Source organism: Pseudomonas sp. CM27 (assembly GCF_013179515.1).
Taxonomy (GTDB): Bacteria; Pseudomonadota; Gammaproteobacteria; order Pseudomonadales; family Pseudomonadaceae; genus Aquipseudomonas.
In genome coordinates, this window is sequence record NZ_JABMCN010000066.1 from 1 (window position 1) to 17,004 (window position 17,004).

Here is a 17,004-nt window from a genome sequence, read left to right on the forward strand (position 1 = left end):
GGCTGCATCGCCATACCCACAGAAAACACCCATGGTTTCGAGATGGTGGTGCAGGAAGGCATTAACGCCTGTGCAAGCAGCCTGCTGGAATACCTGCTGCAACCAGAGCAGATCATTCCTGAGGTATGATCGAGATCTTGCCATTGCGCTCGACGATGGCGAATTTGATTTGCTCGACGGTTTCGATGCCTTGGCTGTCGCGTGCAGATTCGAGGATATCGTCCTCGGTCAGCCGTGCTCGGCGCATGCGTTGGTGAAGAAAGCGTCCCTGTTCGACCACCAGCGTTGCATGGCCGTCGAGCAGACGTGCCAAAGGTCTGGAATTCAACTTGGCCAACGACAGACCTACATCCAGCACAATCAGCGTGGCAATCACCAGAACAGCATTGGTAAAGGAAAAGTCCTCACCCAGCAACGCCTGCTGAGTCGCTTCGCCAATGATCAACAACAGCACGAAGTCGAACGTGGTCAGGTCGGCCAACGAGCGCCTGCCAGCCACACGAAACAGCAACATCAGGACAACGTACATGCCTGCCGCACGAAGGATGGAATCCATGTCACGCTCCTAGGGGTACAGGAAGGTAGTGAAATTTACCGCGCTGCTCGGGTCTGCTCTGACACTGCCTTCAAGGGTGCCGACATACTCGCTGCGCAGCGTCAGGTAGAGGGTGGCCACACCGTCTTCGCTGGTACCAAGTTCCAGCAGCAGTGCCTCGCCATGAGACCGCGACACCTGCGGCTCGGGCTGCAGGGTCTCGATACTGGCCTCCTGCAGCAAGGTTCCGCCCAGCAGCAGTATGACCGGCTTCCCGGGGGGGCCGCGAACTGTGATTCGCATTTTATCGGTACTGCCTGTACGGCTGAGCCGCTGATACTCGACCCGTACACGGCCGTCGCTACTCACGGCCTGGGCGTCACTGAGCGGACCATTGCCAAACAATCCGGCCAGGGCAAGCAACACGATCATCACCAGCGAGTACCATCCAACCCGCTCGAAGCGCCATACACGGCGCTGCATGGGCATGTCTTCCTCGACCGGGTGATGCCTTGAGATCAGCTCGTCTTCGCTCACGGCCTTAGCCCTCAGGCGCGCTCACCGCGCAGCCAGCGTTGATGGTAATGCTCCAGGTGTGACAACCCGAACAATGCCCCCTGGCGGATGATGTCTGCGCGGTCACCAAAGAAACGCTGCGTCCGGGTGAAAACGGCATGTGGCTCGCCGGCGAAGGCCCAGGCAAAGCAGACAGTGCCCGGTGCAATGCCGTCTTGCGGCTCCGGCCCTGCGACACCGGTGCTGGCGATGGCAACTGTGGCGTCGCTGTCCTTCAACGCACCCAATGCCATTTCCCAGGCCACAGCCTCGCTAGTAAGCCCGTAGCGTTCAATGGTTTGTTGGCTAACGCCTAAAAGCCTTCTTTTGGCGCTGGGCGAATAAACGACGTAACCGCTTTCAAGTACTTCGCCGGTACCCGGTACTGCCGCCAGCAATGAGACCATGGCGCCAGCTGTGCATGATTCGGCAGTCGTCAGGACCAGATTGTGAGTCCTTAGGTAGTAAAGCGCCTCGAATACTGGATCTTTAGACATAGCGGGCCATCCGAGTGCTGTTTTGCGATGGACGTGTTGCGGGCAAAGTTGGTTCAGTGTGCGTGGCGTCCATTCATCTACGCCGGATAAAGCTGCCTGAACTTTGAACGGCACGCAGGCTTCCCTTTTATACGAGGCCATGATTTTCGTGGCCTGTCATTTGGAATAGGAGAGGCGGTCATGACCGAGCCTGTGACGTATTTCTGGATCGCCGTGGCGGTGATCATTCTACTTGTCGATCTGTGGGCCATTGTCAGTGTCTTTCGCAGTGACAAAGCCGATGCGACCAAAGCGCTGTGGGCGCTGTTACTACTGGCACTGCCCATCGTCGGCCTGGCTATCTGGGGCATCATGGGGCCGCGTGGCATCAAGCGCGGGACGGGACCGTCATCCCCCGAACATAGTAAGGGGTGAAGCCAAACAGACGGCTTCGCAATGCGTTGTGTCTCAGCCAAATTTCACGAAAGAGGCTAATATTCGCAGGGAAACTAGCCTGGGCATGGTAATGGACAAGCGTACTTTCGTAGGAATGGTTGAGGCCGGCGAGCCGCTGATCCAGCAGGCAGTGGACGCATTCCGTGCCTACCACGAGGCTCAGGATTGTAGCGCTCCACCAGAGGAGGTTGAACGGCTCCGCCTGTTGGCTGAATCTCTGTTCCAGGCGGTCTCCGACTACCAGTTCCGGGTCATAGCCAAGGCTCGTGGCAAGGATTTGCCACCATTGCACTGACCTGCTGATCGGCAATTCCCCGTACCAGGTTTCGCCTATAAGATACTGTATTTTTGTACAGTTTCGGTACCCTATGTATTTCCTCCTCGTTCGCCGCCGCGTGAATGGCGTGGCCATCCCCACCAGTTAGCTCAGGAAGATCACGCCGCTCCGGGCAGACATCCACATCGGCGACAATCACAGTGAGCCACTGGGCCGGGTCGCTACTCAGGCCTGGGTATTCAACCCGACCCATGGGCCTGACGTGATACCCCGGCTGCACGATGCCAAGGTCAACGGCATGGCACAACTCGGCATGAACATAAACGGCATCGAGGAGATCGGCGGCGTGGTGTACGCACAGTCGTGGTGGTGCAAGGCAGAATGATGAGCCGACTACCGCGGGCCTGGCTGGACGAGCTCAACGACCAGTTCGCCCTGACCACCGATCCAGATAACCGAGCTGCCGTCCTGGCTGAGATGGCCATGGCCGCCCACCGGCGGGGGGAAGTGGACGCCGACCAGCTGTGCGAGATGCTCGAGTTTGCCGAGGCGGCTCGGCTCTATGGCCTGAACGAGCACGAAGACATGTACGCCTGCGGCCTGCTCGGCTACCACGATCCTCTGCCGGAGTGGGGTGTCGAGGTGATCAAGGGGCAGTGCAGGGAGCCGCCTCTCTGTGGATAGCTATGCAAAGGAAGGGAATCGGTCGTCAGAGTGCCGGGGAGGCTTGGCCAGGGCCATGACTTTTGAAGTGACGTTTGCCAGGATGCGTCCGTACGGGTGAAGCTTCGTTGCAGCGAAAGCAGGGCCGGAAGACCTGTGTTATCAAGCCATTACCGTGGTTTGTTATGTATGGGGTGCAAGGGGTCGAGTGTTCGAATCACTCCGTCCCGACCATTATTGAAAACGAAAAAGCCCAGTCGGTAACGACTGGGCTTTTTTGTGTGGGAGATATTATAGATCTGTAGGACAGTCCGGTGAGCCGGGGGAATCTGAACTCGCGTCCGCGTTTCTTTAGCTCGGCGCTCATATACAGGGCGGAATGTGAGGCGCATCCACTGGTTGGACCGGCTAACCGAAATCAACCCAGAAATAGCTCGTAGTAAGTCAGCAGCGGTTAGAGATCACATCCACTTTCATTTCGTCGTAGGAAAATTCCTCTTTCTTGGTAGTCTTTCGTAACCAATGGAGAGGAATTTAATGCCCGTCATCATCGTTGAAAACGACACATCGCAGTGGGCAGACGAGACAGGGGCTGTCTATCACTTCCCAAAACGCTACAAAACCTGGCTCGCTCAGGGCACGGAAGTGATCTATTACAAAGGCCGCATCAAGGACAGAGCCTTTTCTCCCTCACGCCTCAGCGACGCGCCGCATTATTTCGGCAAGGCACGCATCGGCAAGGTCTATGCGGACCCTAAGAGTGATAAAGGTGATCTTTTTGCGTTCATCGAGAATTTCAGACCGTTTGAAAGCGCTGTCCCAGCGAAAGTCGGCGGAGCGTACCTGGAGACTATTCCCACTAACCGCGTTAAGAACTACTGGCGTGACGGGGTTAGACCCATCTCCCAGTCCGATTACGATGGCATTTTAAGCCATGCGAAGCTTTTGCCCTTCCAGGCCGAAGCGATCGTTTCCAATACGGACGATGATGAATTCATCTTTGAATCTTTCAGTGAAGGCAGCAAGACAAGTTACTTCGGAACTCGCTACGAGCGTCGGAAAGATCTGAGGGTGAAGGCCATCGCCTTCCACGGGCTTGACTGCAAAGCATGCGGGTTTGAATTCGAACAGGCTTACGGTGAGCACGCAAAGGGCTTCATTCACGTTCACCACGTGGTACCAATTTCAAAATTTGGTGGGGAGCAGGCTGTGAACCCTGAGACAGATCTGGTGACTCTCTGCGCCAATTGTCATGCGGTAGTGCACCGCAAGCGAGAAATGACTCTAAGCGTTGATGAGTTGAAAGGCATGCTGCGCGGACGATGGGTCAACGATCCTGTGTAGAGGTCTAAGCGAACACCGATTCGGGCCGATAGCCATGCGACGGGCTTGAACAGATCGCGCACCTTTTAGTCAGCTTACTCAAGCCTTTACGTTTAGGTTCGGCCTTGATGTCGAAAAGGAGCTGGAGCTCGGATGGGTCAAGCAAAACATATACTTGGGTCGCCTCCGAGACCAGATGTGAATTAGGTCTCGAAGCCATCCGTTGAGGAGTGGTCAGTTCAGCGCATCATGCCTAACTCGGCATCATCCATTAATGCTTTTGCCAACGCGCAGAGGTAGTGCGATGCCCAGATCAGGTGCGGCTTGTCTTCCATCAAGCCGTCAAGGGTCATATCCCGTGCATAGCCCATCAGCTCCGAGGCCTGTTCACGGGCGCTCTGGCACGGGATGCCAGCTTCAATGCGGAAGAGGGGATGGGTTTGGTTTGCACCTTGGTAGAACGTGGTTTTGCCGACGGTGAATTTGGTTTCTTCTTTAGACATTGTTCAATCTCCCCGAAATCTCTAGTACCTGTGCTAACGCCATCGCCAGCAATTCCCCACAGTTGCTCACAAGCGCGTCGGCTTGTGACGAGGGTCAGTCCACTGTCGGGGCCTGGCTTGCCGGTGATGGGCCGTGCCCAGGCCAAACAACCAGTTAGACGTCAGTGCGAAGTCGCGGCTTCAGTGGGTGTCTGTAGCTGAACCAGCGCGGACTCAAGCAATGCTCGCAGCGTCTCCAGTTCGTGCATCGAGGTCATCATCAGAATCGACGCTGGTGACTTGGGTTGCAGCAGCATTGCCTGATGCACAACGGTCGCCGCGCATAGCGCGTAATCCGTGGCTTCGATCAGGGTGTCTTCAAGGCAAAGAGTTTTGTGGGGCGGATCAGGAACGATCTTCAGCATCTTTTGGTCCTCGGTGGAGCGACCAGCGCTTGCTGTCAAACAAGTGGAGGCAGCCGTGTATGGGTTGACAGACCGGTGAAGACCAAACCGGCGCACACGAGGTGCCCCACACACAGCCGCCATAGGCAAAACCGCGTGTTTGGTCGTCAATCAGCCTGTCAAAGCTAGTCGTTGATATGCAACGACAGACCGAGACTAAAACGCTGAAAAATCGACCGCAACGAAAAACAGCCGCAGGGAGTATCTTTGGGAAATGCCCTACAAGGAAGTTCTTATTTCTGATTTTTTACGCGCTTTCATCGCCAGAAATCTGCAGCGTTCGTTGCTCGTTCAACAATCGAAAGCTCTCAAAAAGCTAACCAGCCAGTAATTGCTGTATCCAGCTATGTCCCGATGATGTCAAACGGTCACCATGGACTTACGCCCCCCAGCCCCCGAAACTGTCCCTCACGCACCCAGACCAAGGCAGGTCATGACCAACCTCAAGCGCGCCACCTCCCTCCTACTGTTGCTGGCCACAGCCTCACTCACCGCGTGCCTCCCCTGGAAACGCGAACGCGCCGCCTACGCGGACCTCTGCGAATCCGAATTCCAGTTCAAAGTCCCCGGCCCGCAGGGCGAAACCACCCTCTACCTGGAAACCTACCTCTACGATCACGCCGCCCTATGGGGCGAAAAGAGCTACGAGCAGGGCCTGCACGTGCAGTACCCGGGCGAGAAGTACCCGCGGCCGGAATTCTTCGTGCAGATGATCGCCTACAACAAGGACCGCCAGCGCCCGTCGACCGACTCCAAACGTGGCCAGCCGCCGATCCCGGTGCTGTACGACAGCCGCCAGGCCTACATTACCTTCGAAGACGGCTCGCGCCTGAATGCGCGGCCCGAGGTGTACGTAGGCCTCAACGACATCTACGACTATCCCGTTGTGACTAAGCGGGCTGCCAGGCCATCGCCGTACGATATCAACAGCGATGAAGTGCACCGGATGATTCCCAAGCTCACCAACAACAAGCGCTATGGCTCGGCGTATGTGATCTTCCAGACGGACAAGCTGAACGCTGATTCCAAGTGGACCATTCACCTGGGTAGCCTGAAGGTGAAGGGGCGTGAGGTGGCGATTCCACCGCTGCGGTTGTGTTATCACCCGGTGAAGAAATGGATCGGTATCGAGCCGCTGATGCGGCCCTGATACCAAGGTTTGAAGGGGGTAAGTGCCTTTCTAGTTTTGCTGCGGAAGGCCAGCCCACCCGTCCCGCATGCCTGCAAACACGTTCAAGCTCGGGCATACCAGGCGCACCATGCGGTCTGCCTTGCGGCGGAATTTGAGGTTTTCGTCCTCTGTCCACACGTAGGCTTTGAGCCAGATCGTCACGGAACCGACCTGAAAGCGCAGGGCGCTCTCTTCATCCAGGATCTTCAGCGCTCGCTTGATCTTTTCGTCGCGCTCGAAAACGGTGGCTACCAGCCCGACGCGATAATCCAGGCCGCTATCCTGTTGCTGTTTCACCGCGCGGAAGTCGGCATCGGAGAAACGATAGTAGCCCCCTCGCTCCAGCTCCAGTTCGGTCTTGATCTCATCATCCTGATAGCTATACGGATGGCTGTGGTAATCGCCGAGGAACGTGACCTCGGGGAAGAACGTATCGATGAAGCTTTGTTTGATTTCCTGCGGGGCAGCACCGTAGGAAATCGACCCTTTGTCTCGGGTGACAGCGGTGCACGTGTCTGCCCAAACCACGCGATACAGGGTTTGTCCGCCAATGGTGGTTTGAGCGTAACCCCACAGGTGGCCGAACGTTTCCACCCGCGCTGAGAAATCACCGTTTTCGAGTTGGTGCTCGACCTTGTAGGCTTCCAGCGCCGAGGTGACGATGCTGAAGAATGCCTGTTCGGATATCGATACTACTGAGTTGACCATGGGTTGCCTGGGGTTAGTCGATCGGTTGTAGGGGCGCCGTTCGGCGTGGCTTTACGGTAGGGTTCGTCATCAACCGTGCTGTTGGCCGCGACGGTTTGAAGGTCCGGCAGATTGCGCAGGAGGATCTGGTCGATCAGGAAGCGGCGTGCTGCACGTGATTTGGCACTGACGCTGCTCGGGTGCTGTATGCGGTAGCACTGCACCGAGTCATGCAGGCGGAAGCGCCACAGTTGGTTAACCGGTATGCCGTGCATACGGTAATCACCAAGCTCGCTGCAAACACTGTGCTCACCCTTGTGCGGGAAGAACTGCTGCCTTATGCGGGCACTGCTCGCGCCGTTGGCAAACACGATGATGTCAGGGCGAAGAATGTCGATTTGCGCCTCGAGCAGGCGCTTGGATACCTGCATGAGCTGCGTGAAATGCCGCCAACGCATTGGGGAGCCTCGCTGCCATGCGAAGCTGAAGAGGTTGGCCCAGGCGATACCCAGGGTTTGATCAGCCTGGCGTATTTCGCGGAGAAAGTTGAAGAAGCTGGCTCCGCGGTCGGTTTTGTCGTGTAGATACTTTGCAAAATGGCTTTGCTGTTTTGCCATGGCGCGCTGGATGTACTCGTCCAGGTCTGCAAAGGGTTTGCCGGGGGTCAACACATCCCAACGGCGCGTTTCGCGGCCCACGACCATGATGCGGTTCGTGGCCTGCTCGAATTCCGGTGAGGTACCAGGCAGGAACAAGCCTGAAAGGTGCTTGAAATCCGCTTCTTGATCGCGGCTGCGGTCCAGCCAATGCAGCGGGAGGTCTGATAATGCTTGGCGGTACGCTTCCGTCAATTGCTGATGTTTGCTTTCCATCGCTTGCTTTCCAAGGCCGCATCAATGCGGGGATTCTGTGGTACGGAAGGTTTGCAAATTGGTGGGGTAGTGTCAATTTGATGTCACGCATCGCGCGCCCGGCAGCGCATCAGCGGTTGAGGGTAGGGCGGTTCATTGGCGGGCGCCTGAGAGGTGAGCGGCGATGAAGGGGGACTTCTGGCCTTCTCATTCGGGCGATTCACGGCATGTGATCATGCTGATCGCAAATTCGGGTAAACGCGCTTCAAGCCATGCTGGGCTCGGGCAAATCTCGTCACTTCACTGCCGCTGTGAACGTTGAAACCCGCTGACTGCGATCTGCACGGCGGCTGCCACCAGGCAAAGCAGCCCGATCTGCCAGCCGCCCTGCAGCCCAAAATAATCGCCTATCGTTCCGACCATCAGGACGGTGAAGAAGATGGTGAAAGGCAGAATCATTTTGTTTATCGGGGCTTCCAGCAGGCTGCATGGGCATAGGTAAAGCGCAGCGTACTCGGCAGAAATGAGCGCGGATCATCGCAAGCCCGGTTCCGCGTAAGGCGTCGTGTGCATGGCTTCATCACTAGTATCAAAGTGATATCACTTTGGATATAGTTGCGCCCGGCCGATGACCGGCCTTGCCAATGATGGCGCAGTGGAGCACTCCTGATGATGGTTCGGAAGTTGATTGGGGCAGCAGTAGTCGTAGCAATGCTGGGTACTCAGGGTTGCGCGAGCATCGTTGGAGAGTCGCGATACCCGGTCGCGGTATCCAGTGCGCCAATGGGGGCGTCATTTGAAATCACCGACAAGAACGGCACAGTCGTACACACGGGCAATACCCCAAGTACCGTTACCCTGAAGTCGGGCAAAGGCTATTTCTCGGGGCAGACCTATACGCTGCGGTTCAAGAAGGAAGGCTATCCGGACAAGACCGTGGAACTGGATTCGAGCCTCAGCGGTTGGTACTGGGGCAACATCCTGATCGGGGGAATCATCGGCCTGCTGATCGTCGATCCTCTCACCGGCGCCATGTACAAACTGCCGGAATTCGCCTCTGCAGATATGGGCAAGCCGTTGGCTGACATCGGCGCGCAGCCCCTGAAAATTGGCGTAATCGACGATTTGACTGCTGCTCAGCGCGAGCGTCTTGTTCCGGTTAACTGATCAACTGCAGCTACAGCCCGTCTCCCAGCCCTCCGGGCTGCGCTGTCGCGCAGGGAACTCTGCCCGCAAGCCCGCCGCATCAGGTGTGGGAGCCTGGCTTGCCGGCGCTGGGCTGCGCAGCGGCCCCAAAGTCTCAATTCAGTCACAATCCGCCAGAATGGTGTCGCCTGCATTGGGGCTGCTTCTCAGCCCATCGCCGGCAAGCCAGGCTCCCACAGTGACCGCGTCAAATCATGGAGATACGATTTGGTTCATGAGGTCGGCTTCAGCCGCGAACACCGGCGTAGCCGGTGCCATCCACCACGTGCCGGTTGCGCCAGTTCGCCCGATCCTTTCGCACAGGCGGGGTGATTACTCTGATTTCCACTGCAACCTCGCCGATCAGACGCCGCACAATGCCGCAATGCTCACCAGCGTAACGCCCACGCCCATCGCCAGCACTGCGCCCAGTCGCGGTGTCGACCTCTCTTCGCGTATATGCCGCGCAGCCCTGCGATAGCCGCCGATGATCAACAGCGAGTAGACGCTGCCTATCGCCAAGGCCATGAGCATCAGCGTGGTCATGGAACCGTAATGGGCCAGTGGATGACGAAACGCGATGCATCCCAATACCAGGCTAGACAGCACCGTGCGCTCCCAAGTAAGCGCCGTGCGCTCGGGCTGCAGGCCTTGGTCGTCATGCGGGGGCATATGAGGTGCGCTCAAGGCAGCAACAGCAAGGTGGAAACGATCAGCCCGAACAAACCCAGCAGCGGTGCCAAAATCGGGTACGGCAGCGCTTGCCGATGGCGCAGGGCGCGCTCGACATTGAGCCAGCGCAGGGTCGCATTGACGCTGACCACTAGCGCCATGCCCGTCAGGGCATAGGACAGCAGCGCTTGTGGGCGCCCGGCCAGCAGCTCCAGCGGCAGCGCATCCAGTGCGATACCACTGGCCAGAAGGGCAAGGGCCGTGCGGATCCAGGCCAGAAAGGTGCGTTCATTGGCGAGCGTGAAGCGTGGGTCGGGTTCGCACCCTTCGGCCAGTGCAAAGACCTGACGGAATCGGGATTTCAGCGATTTTTCAGCGGGTGGATGCAGCATGGAAACGAACCTTCTATTTGAACGCTGGTGGTGTGCAGTCGATCGACCGCCTGCGTTGGCATTCTGAAGGGTTCTGTTTACCTGGCTAGGGCAGTTCTTGCTTAACGCTATGCACTTCTTGGCAACCGCCGTACTAAAAAAGCACAGCGTTGATCGAATATCTGCATAGCCCGCACGCTGGGCCGTTGGCTAATGTAACCCCTGCTAAAAAATCCGACGAATCATATTCAAAAGGGGTGAACTCCATGGCTTCAGGGGAACTGCACTCGGCGCAAAACGTGCCACTGCCTTTCGGTGTTGATGACATTAAATCCATGATCGGCCGTAAAGTCTGGAACGTGCTGGGTACTTCGTATTGGCCGATTCTTGGCGGGGATGATCAGAGCAGTTTTGCCTGGTTGACCTATGACCCGCCCGGCAGCTTCATACCGCCCCATACGCACCCTATCCAGGATGAGCATGTGTTCGTGCTGGAGGGTGAGTACTCGCTGTACAAAGATGGCGAATGGATGACCGCCAAGCCGGGCGATCACGTCTGCTGGCCACGTGGTTCCAGCCATGGGTACCGCATCGATGCGGACAAACCCGCCCGCGGGCTGTTCTGGGTAAGCCCAGGTAACGACCTGTCCAGCCTGTTCGATGAGTTGCACAACCAGGCCAGCCCCGAAGAGGTGGTCAGGCTGTCCGGGCTGCGCAACATCCTGTTTGCCAAGCCCGGTACTTCGCCGAACTTCGAATAGACCAACGGCTCAGCCATCCTGCCGGGGTGGCTGATTACCCAAAGCAAAAATGAATATAAACCCAACGAGAACCGCATAGTGATAGGCCCAGGGCCTGAATTAGATTGCTGTGGCAATAACCCGCATGTTTAATCAATTAGAATAAAAAGGTAGTCAGATGAGCCAGGCAAATCATTCCGGAATGACTGTTCACACGCTCGGTACTGGTGGTGGGCCAGTTGTCTCCGCCAGCCGCGCGGGTATCTCGACAGCGGTGGTAGTTGATGGCTGTTCCTACGTGTTCGACTGTGGCATGGGCAGTATTCGTAACTACCGCTCCCATTGCACGTGGGATCAACTGCGCGCGATTTTCATTACTCATCACCATTCTGATCATATTTACGACCTGGGCTCTTATTTGCTGACCGGCTGGCAGGTGCCGGGCGAGTCCTTCAGCCAGCCGATTCACGTTTACGGCCCGGCCAAACCGCCGCGCGTACCCGCCCTGCATGTTCACGGTGATCACCCCGTGGTGCCGGGCTGCTGCGGCGGCGACCACCCGATGGTCGGCACTGCGGATGTGGTGGATGCATTGATCAACCGCGTATTCGCCTCTGACGTTGCCATTCGCATGGCCGACGAAGGGCGCTCCAGCCCCAACCAGTGGGTGTATGGCCACGATATCGAAGTGCCGGCGCACGCCAATGCGGACCCTGTGCTGGCCCGTCACCCGGTGATGGACCCCTTTGAAGTGTATCGGGACGAGAACGTCGTGGTGTCGGCGATTCTGGTTGATCACCGCCTGTGCTACCCAGCCTTTGGTTTCCGTATCGATAGCCAGTATGGGTCGGTGGTGATCTCCGGCGACACGACCTATTCGGAAAACTGCATCCGCCTGGCCAAGGGGGCCGACGTGCTGCTGCATGAAGTCATCGACCTGGATGCTATCCTCGCCACCTTCCCCGAAGGGCCGACCCGCCAAGGTATTGCCGTGCATCTGGAAGAGTCGCACACCTCGTACGAACAGGTCGGCAAGGTGGCGCAGGCGGCGGGCGTCAGCCAGTTGATCCTGCACCACATCGTGCCGAACGTGCCGGGCGCGGCAGACATCGAGAAAATGCTCCGGGCCGCCCGCCGTGACTTCAGCGGCAAGGTTTTCGCGGCAGAGGATAACGACAGCTTCCGCGTGGGTGGCACGGTCACTGCTGCTTGCTCGAACACTCTTTTGCCTGCGTCTGAAGCCGTCGAGGTGTGAACATGACAGAGCTCACTCAAACCGCATATCCTCCTCATACACTGCGTGCTGCGGTTGCCAAGGGGCAGATGAATCGCCGCGCCTGGTTGATCACCGGCATGCTGGTGATCTTTCAGATGATCAACTTTGCCGACAAGGCTGTTCTGGGATTGGTTGCCGAGCCTGCGATGGGCGAGCTCGGGTTGTCGGCGAGTGAGTTCGGTTTTATCGGCAGCGCTTTTTTCTTTCTGTTTGCTATCAGTGCCGTGTGCGTCGGTTTTCTCGCGGCCAAGGTGCCGACCCGATGGATCTTGCTGACCATGGGGGTGCTCTGGTCGGTCTTGCAGTTTCCCATGCTGTTTGGCGGGGGCGCTGCAATACTGCTGGTGACCCGCATTGTGCTCGGCGCCGCCGAAGGGCCCGCAACGCCGACTACCCTGCACCATGTGCACGGTTGGTTTCCCGCGCGGGAGCGCGGTTTGCCCAGCACCCTGGTCGCCATTGGCTCTACCCTGGGGCCGATCATTGCAGCGCCCATCCTGGCCTATATCATTGCCCACCCGCAGTGGGGGTGGCGCTGGGCATTCGGTTTTCTCGGGTTGATCGGCTTCATCTGGTCGGTACTCTGGCTGGTGGTCGCCAAGGAGGGCCCCTACAGCCACCTCAAGGGCAAGCAACAGGACCACGCACCAGGCGCGCAGCCGGCGCAGGACCAGGCCCCTGCCAGTGAGCGAGCGAGCATTACAGAAAAGTCGGACACACTTGCGCAGGTGCCGATTGTTCGGGTGTTCTGCTCGCGGATGTTCATCATTGCCACGCTGGCAGGTGCCGGGTGCTTCTGGGCGCAGGGCTTTCTGACCACCTGGTCGCCGCGTTACCTCGGTGCGGTAGTGTCGCTGTCGCCCGAGATGGTCGGGCTGGTATCGACCTTTCCGTGGTTGTTCGGCGCGCTGACCTTGGGTGTGCTGGGTTATGCGTCACGGGTAATGATGCGCCGAGGTGTTTCGGTATACCTGTCCTTGGGTGCCTCGTTCGGCCTGGTCCTGCTGCTGTCCGGCGTCTGTTTTCTGGTTCTTCCGCACCTGCAAGGGTATAGCGCGGTCACCATGCTGGTTGTGGCCGCGGGGCTGGCGATGACTTTTCCCCTGGCGCCGACGGCAGTGGCCTTTTGCGTTGCATCCAGACAACGTGGCGCGGTCATGGCAACGTTGACAGCGGTAGCATCGCTGGGCGGCATTGTGGCGCCGGTCATGGTCGGCCTTCTGATGGAGCGGGCAGGGTACCTGCAAGTGGGCAAGGGTGCGCCACAGAGCCTGGAAATGACCGCACGGCTGGCCGAAGGCATGAATGCTTCGTTCGCCTACATTGGTTGTTACCTGGTGGTGATGGGGTTTGTCAGCATCCTGTGCCTTGACCCTGACAGCACCGCGAAGAAACTCCAGAAGCGTTTTGCCTGACGAACCCAGGGCTCGCTCCCGCCACGTGCAGGCACGACACCATGTTGCGCCTGCACCCACTGGCGGTCCCCTCCGATTCAGTAAGTGGTCATAAAAATAACAACGTAGGTCGAGTGCCGGAGCTCTGCCTTTCGGCCAACTGACCTGCCTCCACGGCTGTGCTTTGCACACCTCAGAAGGGCTCACTTCGATGTTCCATAAAAACTGGCTGGCCAGCGGCGTTGCCGCGGGCTTGATGGGGATGTGCGTGCCGATTTCTGCCCAGGCAGACTTCGTGGGAGACCGCCAGATCAGTCTGGGGCTGCGCAACTTCTACCTGGATCGCGACTTCAAGCAGAACGGGGCGCCCCAGTCACGGGTCGGTAGCTGGACCCAGGGGTTCGATTTTCGCGCCATCTCTGGCTACACCGAAGGCCCTTTGCAATTCGGTCTTGATGTGTCCGGGCAATATGCCTATCGCCTGGATGGCGGCGGTGGTCGGGGCCCCGATAGTGTCATCCCTTACGATGACAGCAAGGGCCAACCGGTACACGACTATGGCCGCGCCGCCTTGACCGGCAAGGTGCGCTATTCCAGAACCGAGCTGAAAGTCGGCGAACACCGCCCGATGCTGCCGGTTGCCTTCATCGACGATACGCGCCAGCTCATTACCACCTATCACGGCCTGTTGCTGGACTCGCGTGAAGTGGACGGTCTGGTCCTGACGGCTGGGCGGTTTACCGAGATCAGCAGCCGCGAGTCTTCCAATCGCGAAAAAATGTACCTGTTCACTGGGCCCAATGGCCCGCGTCGCACCAGCGATGGGCTCAACTTCGGCGGTGCCAGTTACGCATTCACCCCGCGTTTGTCGGCCACGTACTTCTATGGGCAACTGGAAGATATCTATCAGCAGCAGTACCTGGGCCTTACCCAGAACACCGAGCTGGGTAACGGCTTGGTGTTGAAGACCGATCTGCGCTATTTCGACAACAGGGAAGATGGACAGGCCCTGTATGGCGACATCGACAACCGTTCCTACGGTTTGCTCGCCAGCCTGAGGAAGAATTCGCACACCTTCGCGGTCGGTTATCAGCGCATGCTCGGCGAAAGCACATTTCCCACCCTCAATGGCTATGCGCCGCAACCCTACCTGGTGAACTGGTCTGCGGTCGGCTTCGTCAAACCCAACGAAAGCTCCTGGCAGTTGCGTTATGACCTGGACTTTGCCGGCTACGGTGTGCCGGGGCTGAAGCTGATGACTCGCTACCTGCGCGGCACCGGCATCGATCGTGGCAACAACGCCCTGGACCAGAACGTGGAGAGCGAGCGCAACCTCTTCATCAGCTACGTGGTGCAGAGTGGCCCGCTGCAGGGCGTTGCGTTCGAGTGGCGCAACATCGACGTCAAGACGCGCTATGGCAACGGTCAGGCCGCGGGGGTGGATTACCAGGAGAACCGCTTTATCACCAGCTACACCTTCAAGTTCTAGTGACTCGCAGGCCGCCCTCAGGGGCGGCCGCGTTCATGCTTCAGGCTGTTTCAGTAGCAGGGCAGGCCGCTTGGTAAAGGTTGTCGATCAGCTCGAGCAGCATGCCACCCGGCCCCTCGAACGCCTGCAAAACGGTGAAGTGATCACGGCCTGCAATCTCCAGGCAGGTCGCCGGGCTACCTGTCAGTGCCCATGCCTCCGCCATGCTGCGGTTCTGCTCCAGAAACGCTGGCGTTTCTTCCCCCCCGACGACAAACGCTGCTGGCACCAGATCACCGCTGACGCGGGCGAGTGGCGAGCAAGCGTGCGCCTGGCGCATGTCCAGGCGTAGCTTGTCATTCAGGCTGGTTTCGATCAGCGGCGCCAGGTCGTAGACCCCGCTGATCGGTACTATCGCGGCGATGGGGCGCTGCTGGGGCGCGAGCGCGGTTTGCGCCAGGGCCAACTCGACCGCAAGGTGCCCCCCCGCCGAGTGCCCCGCGACGATCAGCGGCAGCTGCCGGTCCCTGACCGGAAGTGTCGTGAGGCTGAAAAGCAGGCCGTGGCCTACGCTGGCGACTATCTGATCGACAGCTACATCAGGGCACAACGGGTAGTTCAGCAGGGCGACGTTGTAGCCGCGTGCACTCAGTGCCGCGGCGATGAAGCGAAACTGTGCCTTGTCCCGCGACTGCCAGTAGCCGGCGTGCAGGTAGATCAGGTTGGCTTTGGCGCTGCCTTGGGCAACGCACAGGTCCAGGGTTTGCCTGGGGTGTAGGCCGTAGCGCACCTCAAGATTCCAGGTGCGCTCGCTTAGCACCTGGGCGTTGGCCACTTGGTACTGCTCGAACAGCGCGGTGAAGCTGGGGCGATACTGCCCGGTAACGTATTGGTATTCAGCGGTGTTTTTTGGCATGGCGCAGTCTCTTGCGTTAAAGGCAGGCTGAACAGAAACAGCCGAACCGCCACGCGGCGGTTCGGCATTCGAACAATGCACCTTCAGGTCTCAGGTGTTGCTCTGGGCGAATTTTTCGTAGTAGAGGTGGCAGTTTTCCAGGCCTTGCTCGTTCAGCCAGTTCTTCACCGACTCGACCATCGGCGGTGGCCCGCACAGGTACATGTCGAACGGCGTGGTGTGCATGTCTGGCAATTGGAAATGCTCCGTGACATAGCCGCACTTGCCGCCCCAACCAGCATCGGCGTCGCTGATTACCGGGGTGAAGCTGAAGCCTGGAATGCGCTTGGCGTAGCCTGCGATCCGCTCCAGCTCGCAGAGGTCCGCTGCCTGGCGCACGCCGTAGTAAAGGTGCACGGGTTGGCCGCACCCACCCCGGTCGGCAATCTCGTCGAGCATGCCCAGGAACGCCGACAGGCCCGTGCCGCCGGCAACCATCACCAGTGGCCGGGTGATGTGGCGCAGGTAGAAGGCCCCCAAGGGCGCCTCGAATACCAACGGGTCGCCAACCTGGCAACGCTCACGGATATAGTTGCTCATTGCCCCGTCAGGCAGCAGACGAATCAGGAACTGCAACTGGTTGGCGCTGTTGGGCTGATTGGCGAAGGAGTACGAACGCTTGTGATCGGTGCCTGGCACCTGAATACGGGCGTACTGGCCGGGCAGATAATCCAGGCGCTGCGTTGCGGCGCTGGCATCGACGTGCACAATCGCCGTGGTCGGCGAAACCTGCACCACGGCGCTGACAATGCCGCGGTGTTCACGGGTATCCGCGCCATGGCAACGTGTTGAGTCGAAATCGAAATAGAACGCTGCATCCGACTGCACGCGGGTCTGGCAGGCCAGCACTTTGCGTTGGGCAAGGTCATTGGCCGACAGCGCCTCGTCGTCCACGTAGTCCTGGGTGTACTGCCCAGACTCACAGCGCCCCTGGCAGGTGGCACACACACCTTCGCGGCAATCCAGCGGAATCTTGATGCCTGCACGCAGCGCTGCATCAAGC

The 17,004-nt window shown here is 58.6% G+C and carries 23 protein-coding genes and 1 pseudogene; 12 read left to right on the top strand and 12 right to left on the bottom strand.

What is annotated here, in order from left to right:
* Positions 1–129 (top strand): annotated as a pseudogene (locus tag HP547_RS29645) (hypothetical protein); the annotation flags it as partial.
* Here HP547_RS29645 and HP547_RS10700 read toward each other — a convergent pair.
* The 3 genes from HP547_RS10700 to HP547_RS10710 all read right to left on the bottom strand — a co-directional run bounded on the left by HP547_RS10700 (position 113) and on the right by HP547_RS10710 (position 1,587).
* Entirely contained in the window at positions 113–556 is a 444-nt protein-coding gene (locus HP547_RS10700) for a DUF421 domain-containing protein (protein WP_064492739.1), read from the bottom strand. The pseudogene HP547_RS29645 and the gene HP547_RS10700 sit on opposite strands and share 17 nt — an antisense overlap.
* Before the next feature lie 9 nt (positions 557–565).
* Positions 566–1,018, bottom strand: a complete 453-nt coding sequence (locus HP547_RS10705) for a hypothetical protein (protein ID WP_172224503.1) — start codon at positions 1,016–1,018, stop codon at positions 566–568.
* Positions 1,019–1,083: 65 nt separating this feature from the next.
* On the bottom strand, positions 1,084–1,587 hold the full coding sequence (locus tag HP547_RS10710; protein WP_064492738.1) for a CinA family protein: 504 nt from the start codon (positions 1,585–1,587) through the stop codon (positions 1,084–1,086).
* Positions 1,588–1,767: 180 nt separating this feature from the next.
* On the opposite strand from HP547_RS10710, the gene HP547_RS10715 reads away from it, so the two are divergent.
* The 5 genes from HP547_RS10715 (at position 1,768) to HP547_RS10735 (ending at position 4,306) form a co-directional block, all read left to right on the top strand.
* Positions 1,768–2,001, top strand: coding sequence for a PLDc N-terminal domain-containing protein (locus HP547_RS10715; protein ID WP_064492737.1), 234 nt, complete (start codon positions 1,768–1,770; stop codon positions 1,999–2,001).
* A 91-nt stretch (positions 2,002–2,092) separates the two neighbouring features.
* The gene (locus HP547_RS10720) at positions 2,093–2,317 is read left to right on the top strand and encodes a hypothetical protein (protein ID WP_064492789.1); all 225 of its coding nucleotides are present in this window, start codon (positions 2,093–2,095) and stop codon (positions 2,315–2,317) included.
* Positions 2,318–2,456: 139 nt separating this feature from the next.
* Positions 2,457–2,684: a hypothetical protein gene (locus HP547_RS10725; RefSeq protein WP_372242886.1), complete on the top strand. Its 228-nt coding sequence runs from the start codon at positions 2,457–2,459 to the stop codon at positions 2,682–2,684.
* Positions 2,681–2,983: a hypothetical protein gene (locus HP547_RS10730; RefSeq protein ID WP_064492736.1), complete on the top strand. Its 303-nt coding sequence runs from the start codon at positions 2,681–2,683 to the stop codon at positions 2,981–2,983. The genes HP547_RS10725 and HP547_RS10730 overlap by 4 nt, the downstream gene beginning before the upstream one ends.
* 516 nt (positions 2,984–3,499) lie before the next feature.
* Positions 3,500–4,306 carry an HNH endonuclease gene (locus tag HP547_RS10735; protein ID WP_172219110.1) on the top strand — a complete coding sequence of 269 codons (807 nt, stop codon included), beginning with the start codon at positions 3,500–3,502 and terminating at the stop codon, positions 4,304–4,306.
* A 218-nt stretch (positions 4,307–4,524) separates the two neighbouring features.
* Here HP547_RS10735 and HP547_RS10740 read toward each other — a convergent pair whose 3' ends face one another.
* Positions 4,525–4,788: a DUF3077 domain-containing protein gene (locus tag HP547_RS10740; RefSeq protein WP_172286266.1), complete on the bottom strand. Its 264-nt coding sequence runs from the start codon at positions 4,786–4,788 to the stop codon at positions 4,525–4,527.
* Positions 4,789–4,949: 161 nt separating this feature from the next.
* Entirely contained in the window at positions 4,950–5,192 is a 243-nt protein-coding gene (locus HP547_RS10745) for a hypothetical protein (RefSeq protein ID WP_172219114.1), read from the bottom strand.
* Between the two features lie 472 nt (positions 5,193–5,664).
* Between HP547_RS10745 and HP547_RS10750 the strand changes: the two genes are divergently transcribed.
* Complete coding sequence (locus HP547_RS10750) at positions 5,665–6,381, top strand: hypothetical protein (RefSeq protein ID WP_172286267.1); 717 nt, start codon at positions 5,665–5,667, stop codon at positions 6,379–6,381.
* 30 nt (positions 6,382–6,411) lie between these two features.
* Here the strand turns inward: HP547_RS10750 and HP547_RS10755 are convergent, their stop codons facing one another.
* The 3 genes from HP547_RS10755 to HP547_RS10765 form a co-directional block, all read right to left on the bottom strand.
* Entirely contained in the window at positions 6,412–7,110 is a 699-nt protein-coding gene (locus tag HP547_RS10755; protein WP_172286268.1) for a hypothetical protein, read from the bottom strand.
* Positions 7,095–7,961, bottom strand: coding sequence for a hypothetical protein (locus HP547_RS10760; RefSeq protein WP_172286269.1), 867 nt, complete (start codon positions 7,959–7,961; stop codon positions 7,095–7,097). The genes HP547_RS10755 and HP547_RS10760 overlap by 16 nt, the downstream gene beginning before the upstream one ends.
* A gap of 279 nt (positions 7,962–8,240) precedes the next feature.
* Entirely contained in the window at positions 8,241–8,399 is a 159-nt protein-coding gene (locus HP547_RS10765; protein ID WP_172219122.1) for a hypothetical protein, read from the bottom strand.
* Between the two features lie 210 nt (positions 8,400–8,609).
* Between HP547_RS10765 and HP547_RS10770 the strand changes: the two genes are divergently transcribed.
* On the top strand, positions 8,610–9,107 hold the full coding sequence (locus tag HP547_RS10770) for a hypothetical protein (RefSeq protein WP_172286270.1): 498 nt from the start codon (positions 8,610–8,612) through the stop codon (positions 9,105–9,107).
* Between the two features lie 381 nt (positions 9,108–9,488).
* Here the strand turns inward: HP547_RS10770 and HP547_RS10775 are convergent, their stop codons facing one another.
* On the bottom strand, positions 9,489–9,797 hold the full coding sequence (locus tag HP547_RS10775; protein WP_172286271.1) for a DUF202 domain-containing protein: 309 nt from the start codon (positions 9,795–9,797) through the stop codon (positions 9,489–9,491).
* Positions 9,798–9,808: 11 nt separating this feature from the next.
* Positions 9,809–10,189 carry a YidH family protein gene (locus HP547_RS10780; protein WP_172219125.1) on the bottom strand — a complete coding sequence of 127 codons (381 nt, stop codon included), beginning with the start codon at positions 10,187–10,189 and terminating at the stop codon, positions 9,809–9,811.
* 314 nt (positions 10,190–10,503) lie between these two features.
* Between HP547_RS10780 and HP547_RS10785 the strand changes: the two genes are divergently transcribed.
* The 4 genes from HP547_RS10785 (at position 10,504) to HP547_RS10800 (ending at position 15,067) form a co-directional block, all read left to right on the top strand.
* On the top strand, positions 10,504–10,929 hold the full coding sequence (locus HP547_RS10785; protein WP_172219126.1) for a cupin domain-containing protein: 426 nt from the start codon (positions 10,504–10,506) through the stop codon (positions 10,927–10,929).
* 181 nt (positions 10,930–11,110) lie between these two features.
* The gene (locus HP547_RS10790) at positions 11,111–12,163 is read left to right on the top strand and encodes an MBL fold metallo-hydrolase (protein WP_172219127.1); all 1,053 of its coding nucleotides are present in this window, start codon (positions 11,111–11,113) and stop codon (positions 12,161–12,163) included.
* 68 nt (positions 12,164–12,231) lie between these two features.
* Positions 12,232–13,599 carry an MFS transporter gene (locus tag HP547_RS10795; protein WP_256676312.1) on the top strand — a complete coding sequence of 456 codons (1,368 nt, stop codon included), beginning with the start codon at positions 12,232–12,234 and terminating at the stop codon, positions 13,597–13,599.
* A 190-nt stretch (positions 13,600–13,789) separates the two neighbouring features.
* On the top strand, positions 13,790–15,067 hold the full coding sequence (locus HP547_RS10800) for an OprD family porin (RefSeq protein ID WP_172286272.1): 1,278 nt from the start codon (positions 13,790–13,792) through the stop codon (positions 15,065–15,067).
* 40 nt (positions 15,068–15,107) lie between these two features.
* Here HP547_RS10800 and HP547_RS10805 read toward each other — a convergent pair whose 3' ends face one another.
* Together HP547_RS10805 and antC are read right to left on the bottom strand one after the other, a co-directional pair.
* A complete protein-coding gene (locus tag HP547_RS10805) occupies positions 15,108–15,962 on the bottom strand; it encodes an alpha/beta hydrolase (protein WP_172219130.1) in 855 nt (284 codons plus the stop codon).
* 90 nt (positions 15,963–16,052) lie between these two features.
* Positions 16,053–17,004: anthranilate 1,2-dioxygenase electron transfer component AntC (gene antC / locus HP547_RS10810; protein ID WP_172286273.1), on the bottom strand; the 952-nt coding region annotated here is incomplete at its 5' end.

Bases quoted from the DNA above. Each gene is read 5' to 3' on its own strand.
- HP547_RS10765 (WP_172219122.1), bottom strand. From the start codon at position 8,399: ATGATTCTGCCTTTCACCATCTTCTTCACCGTCCTGATGGTCGGAACG.
- HP547_RS10780 (WP_172219125.1), bottom strand. From the start codon at position 10,189: ATGCTGCATCCACCCGCTGAAAAATCGCTGAAATCCCGATTCCGTCAG.
- HP547_RS10805 (WP_172219130.1), bottom strand. From the start codon at position 15,962: ATGCCAAAAAACACCGCTGAATACCAATACGTTACCGGGCAGTATCGC.
- HP547_RS10740 (WP_172286266.1), bottom strand. From the start codon at position 4,788: ATGTCTAAAGAAGAAACCAAATTCACCGTCGGCAAAACCACGTTCTAC.
- HP547_RS10800 (WP_172286272.1), top strand. From the start codon at position 13,790: ATGTTCCATAAAAACTGGCTGGCCAGCGGCGTTGCCGCGGGCTTGATG.
- HP547_RS10705 (WP_172224503.1), bottom strand. From the start codon at position 1,018: ATGCAGCGCCGTGTATGGCGCTTCGAGCGGGTTGGATGGTACTCGCTG.
- HP547_RS10715 (WP_064492737.1), top strand. From the start codon at position 1,768: ATGACCGAGCCTGTGACGTATTTCTGGATCGCCGTGGCGGTGATCATT.
- HP547_RS10755 (WP_172286268.1), bottom strand. From the start codon at position 7,110: ATGGTCAACTCAGTAGTATCGATATCCGAACAGGCATTCTTCAGCATC.
- HP547_RS10775 (WP_172286271.1), bottom strand. From the start codon at position 9,797: ATGCCCCCGCATGACGACCAAGGCCTGCAGCCCGAGCGCACGGCGCTT.
- HP547_RS10735 (WP_172219110.1), top strand. From the start codon at position 3,500: ATGCCCGTCATCATCGTTGAAAACGACACATCGCAGTGGGCAGACGAG.
- HP547_RS10745 (WP_172219114.1), bottom strand. From the start codon at position 5,192: ATGCTGAAGATCGTTCCTGATCCGCCCCACAAAACTCTTTGCCTTGAA.
- HP547_RS10760 (WP_172286269.1), bottom strand. From the start codon at position 7,961: ATGGAAAGCAAACATCAGCAATTGACGGAAGCGTACCGCCAAGCATTA.
- HP547_RS10700 (WP_064492739.1), bottom strand. From the start codon at position 556: ATGGATTCCATCCTTCGTGCGGCAGGCATGTACGTTGTCCTGATGTTG.
- HP547_RS10790 (WP_172219127.1), top strand. From the start codon at position 11,111: ATGACTGTTCACACGCTCGGTACTGGTGGTGGGCCAGTTGTCTCCGCC.
- HP547_RS10795 (WP_256676312.1), top strand. From the start codon at position 12,232: ATGAATCGCCGCGCCTGGTTGATCACCGGCATGCTGGTGATCTTTCAG.
- HP547_RS10785 (WP_172219126.1), top strand. From the start codon at position 10,504: ATGATCGGCCGTAAAGTCTGGAACGTGCTGGGTACTTCGTATTGGCCG.
- HP547_RS10710 (WP_064492738.1), bottom strand. From the start codon at position 1,587: ATGTCTAAAGATCCAGTATTCGAGGCGCTTTACTACCTAAGGACTCAC.
- HP547_RS10720 (WP_064492789.1), top strand. From the start codon at position 2,093: ATGGACAAGCGTACTTTCGTAGGAATGGTTGAGGCCGGCGAGCCGCTG.
- HP547_RS10770 (WP_172286270.1), top strand. From the start codon at position 8,610: ATGATGGTTCGGAAGTTGATTGGGGCAGCAGTAGTCGTAGCAATGCTG.
- HP547_RS10750 (WP_172286267.1), top strand. From the start codon at position 5,665: ATGACCAACCTCAAGCGCGCCACCTCCCTCCTACTGTTGCTGGCCACA.
- HP547_RS10730 (WP_064492736.1), top strand. From the start codon at position 2,681: ATGATGAGCCGACTACCGCGGGCCTGGCTGGACGAGCTCAACGACCAG.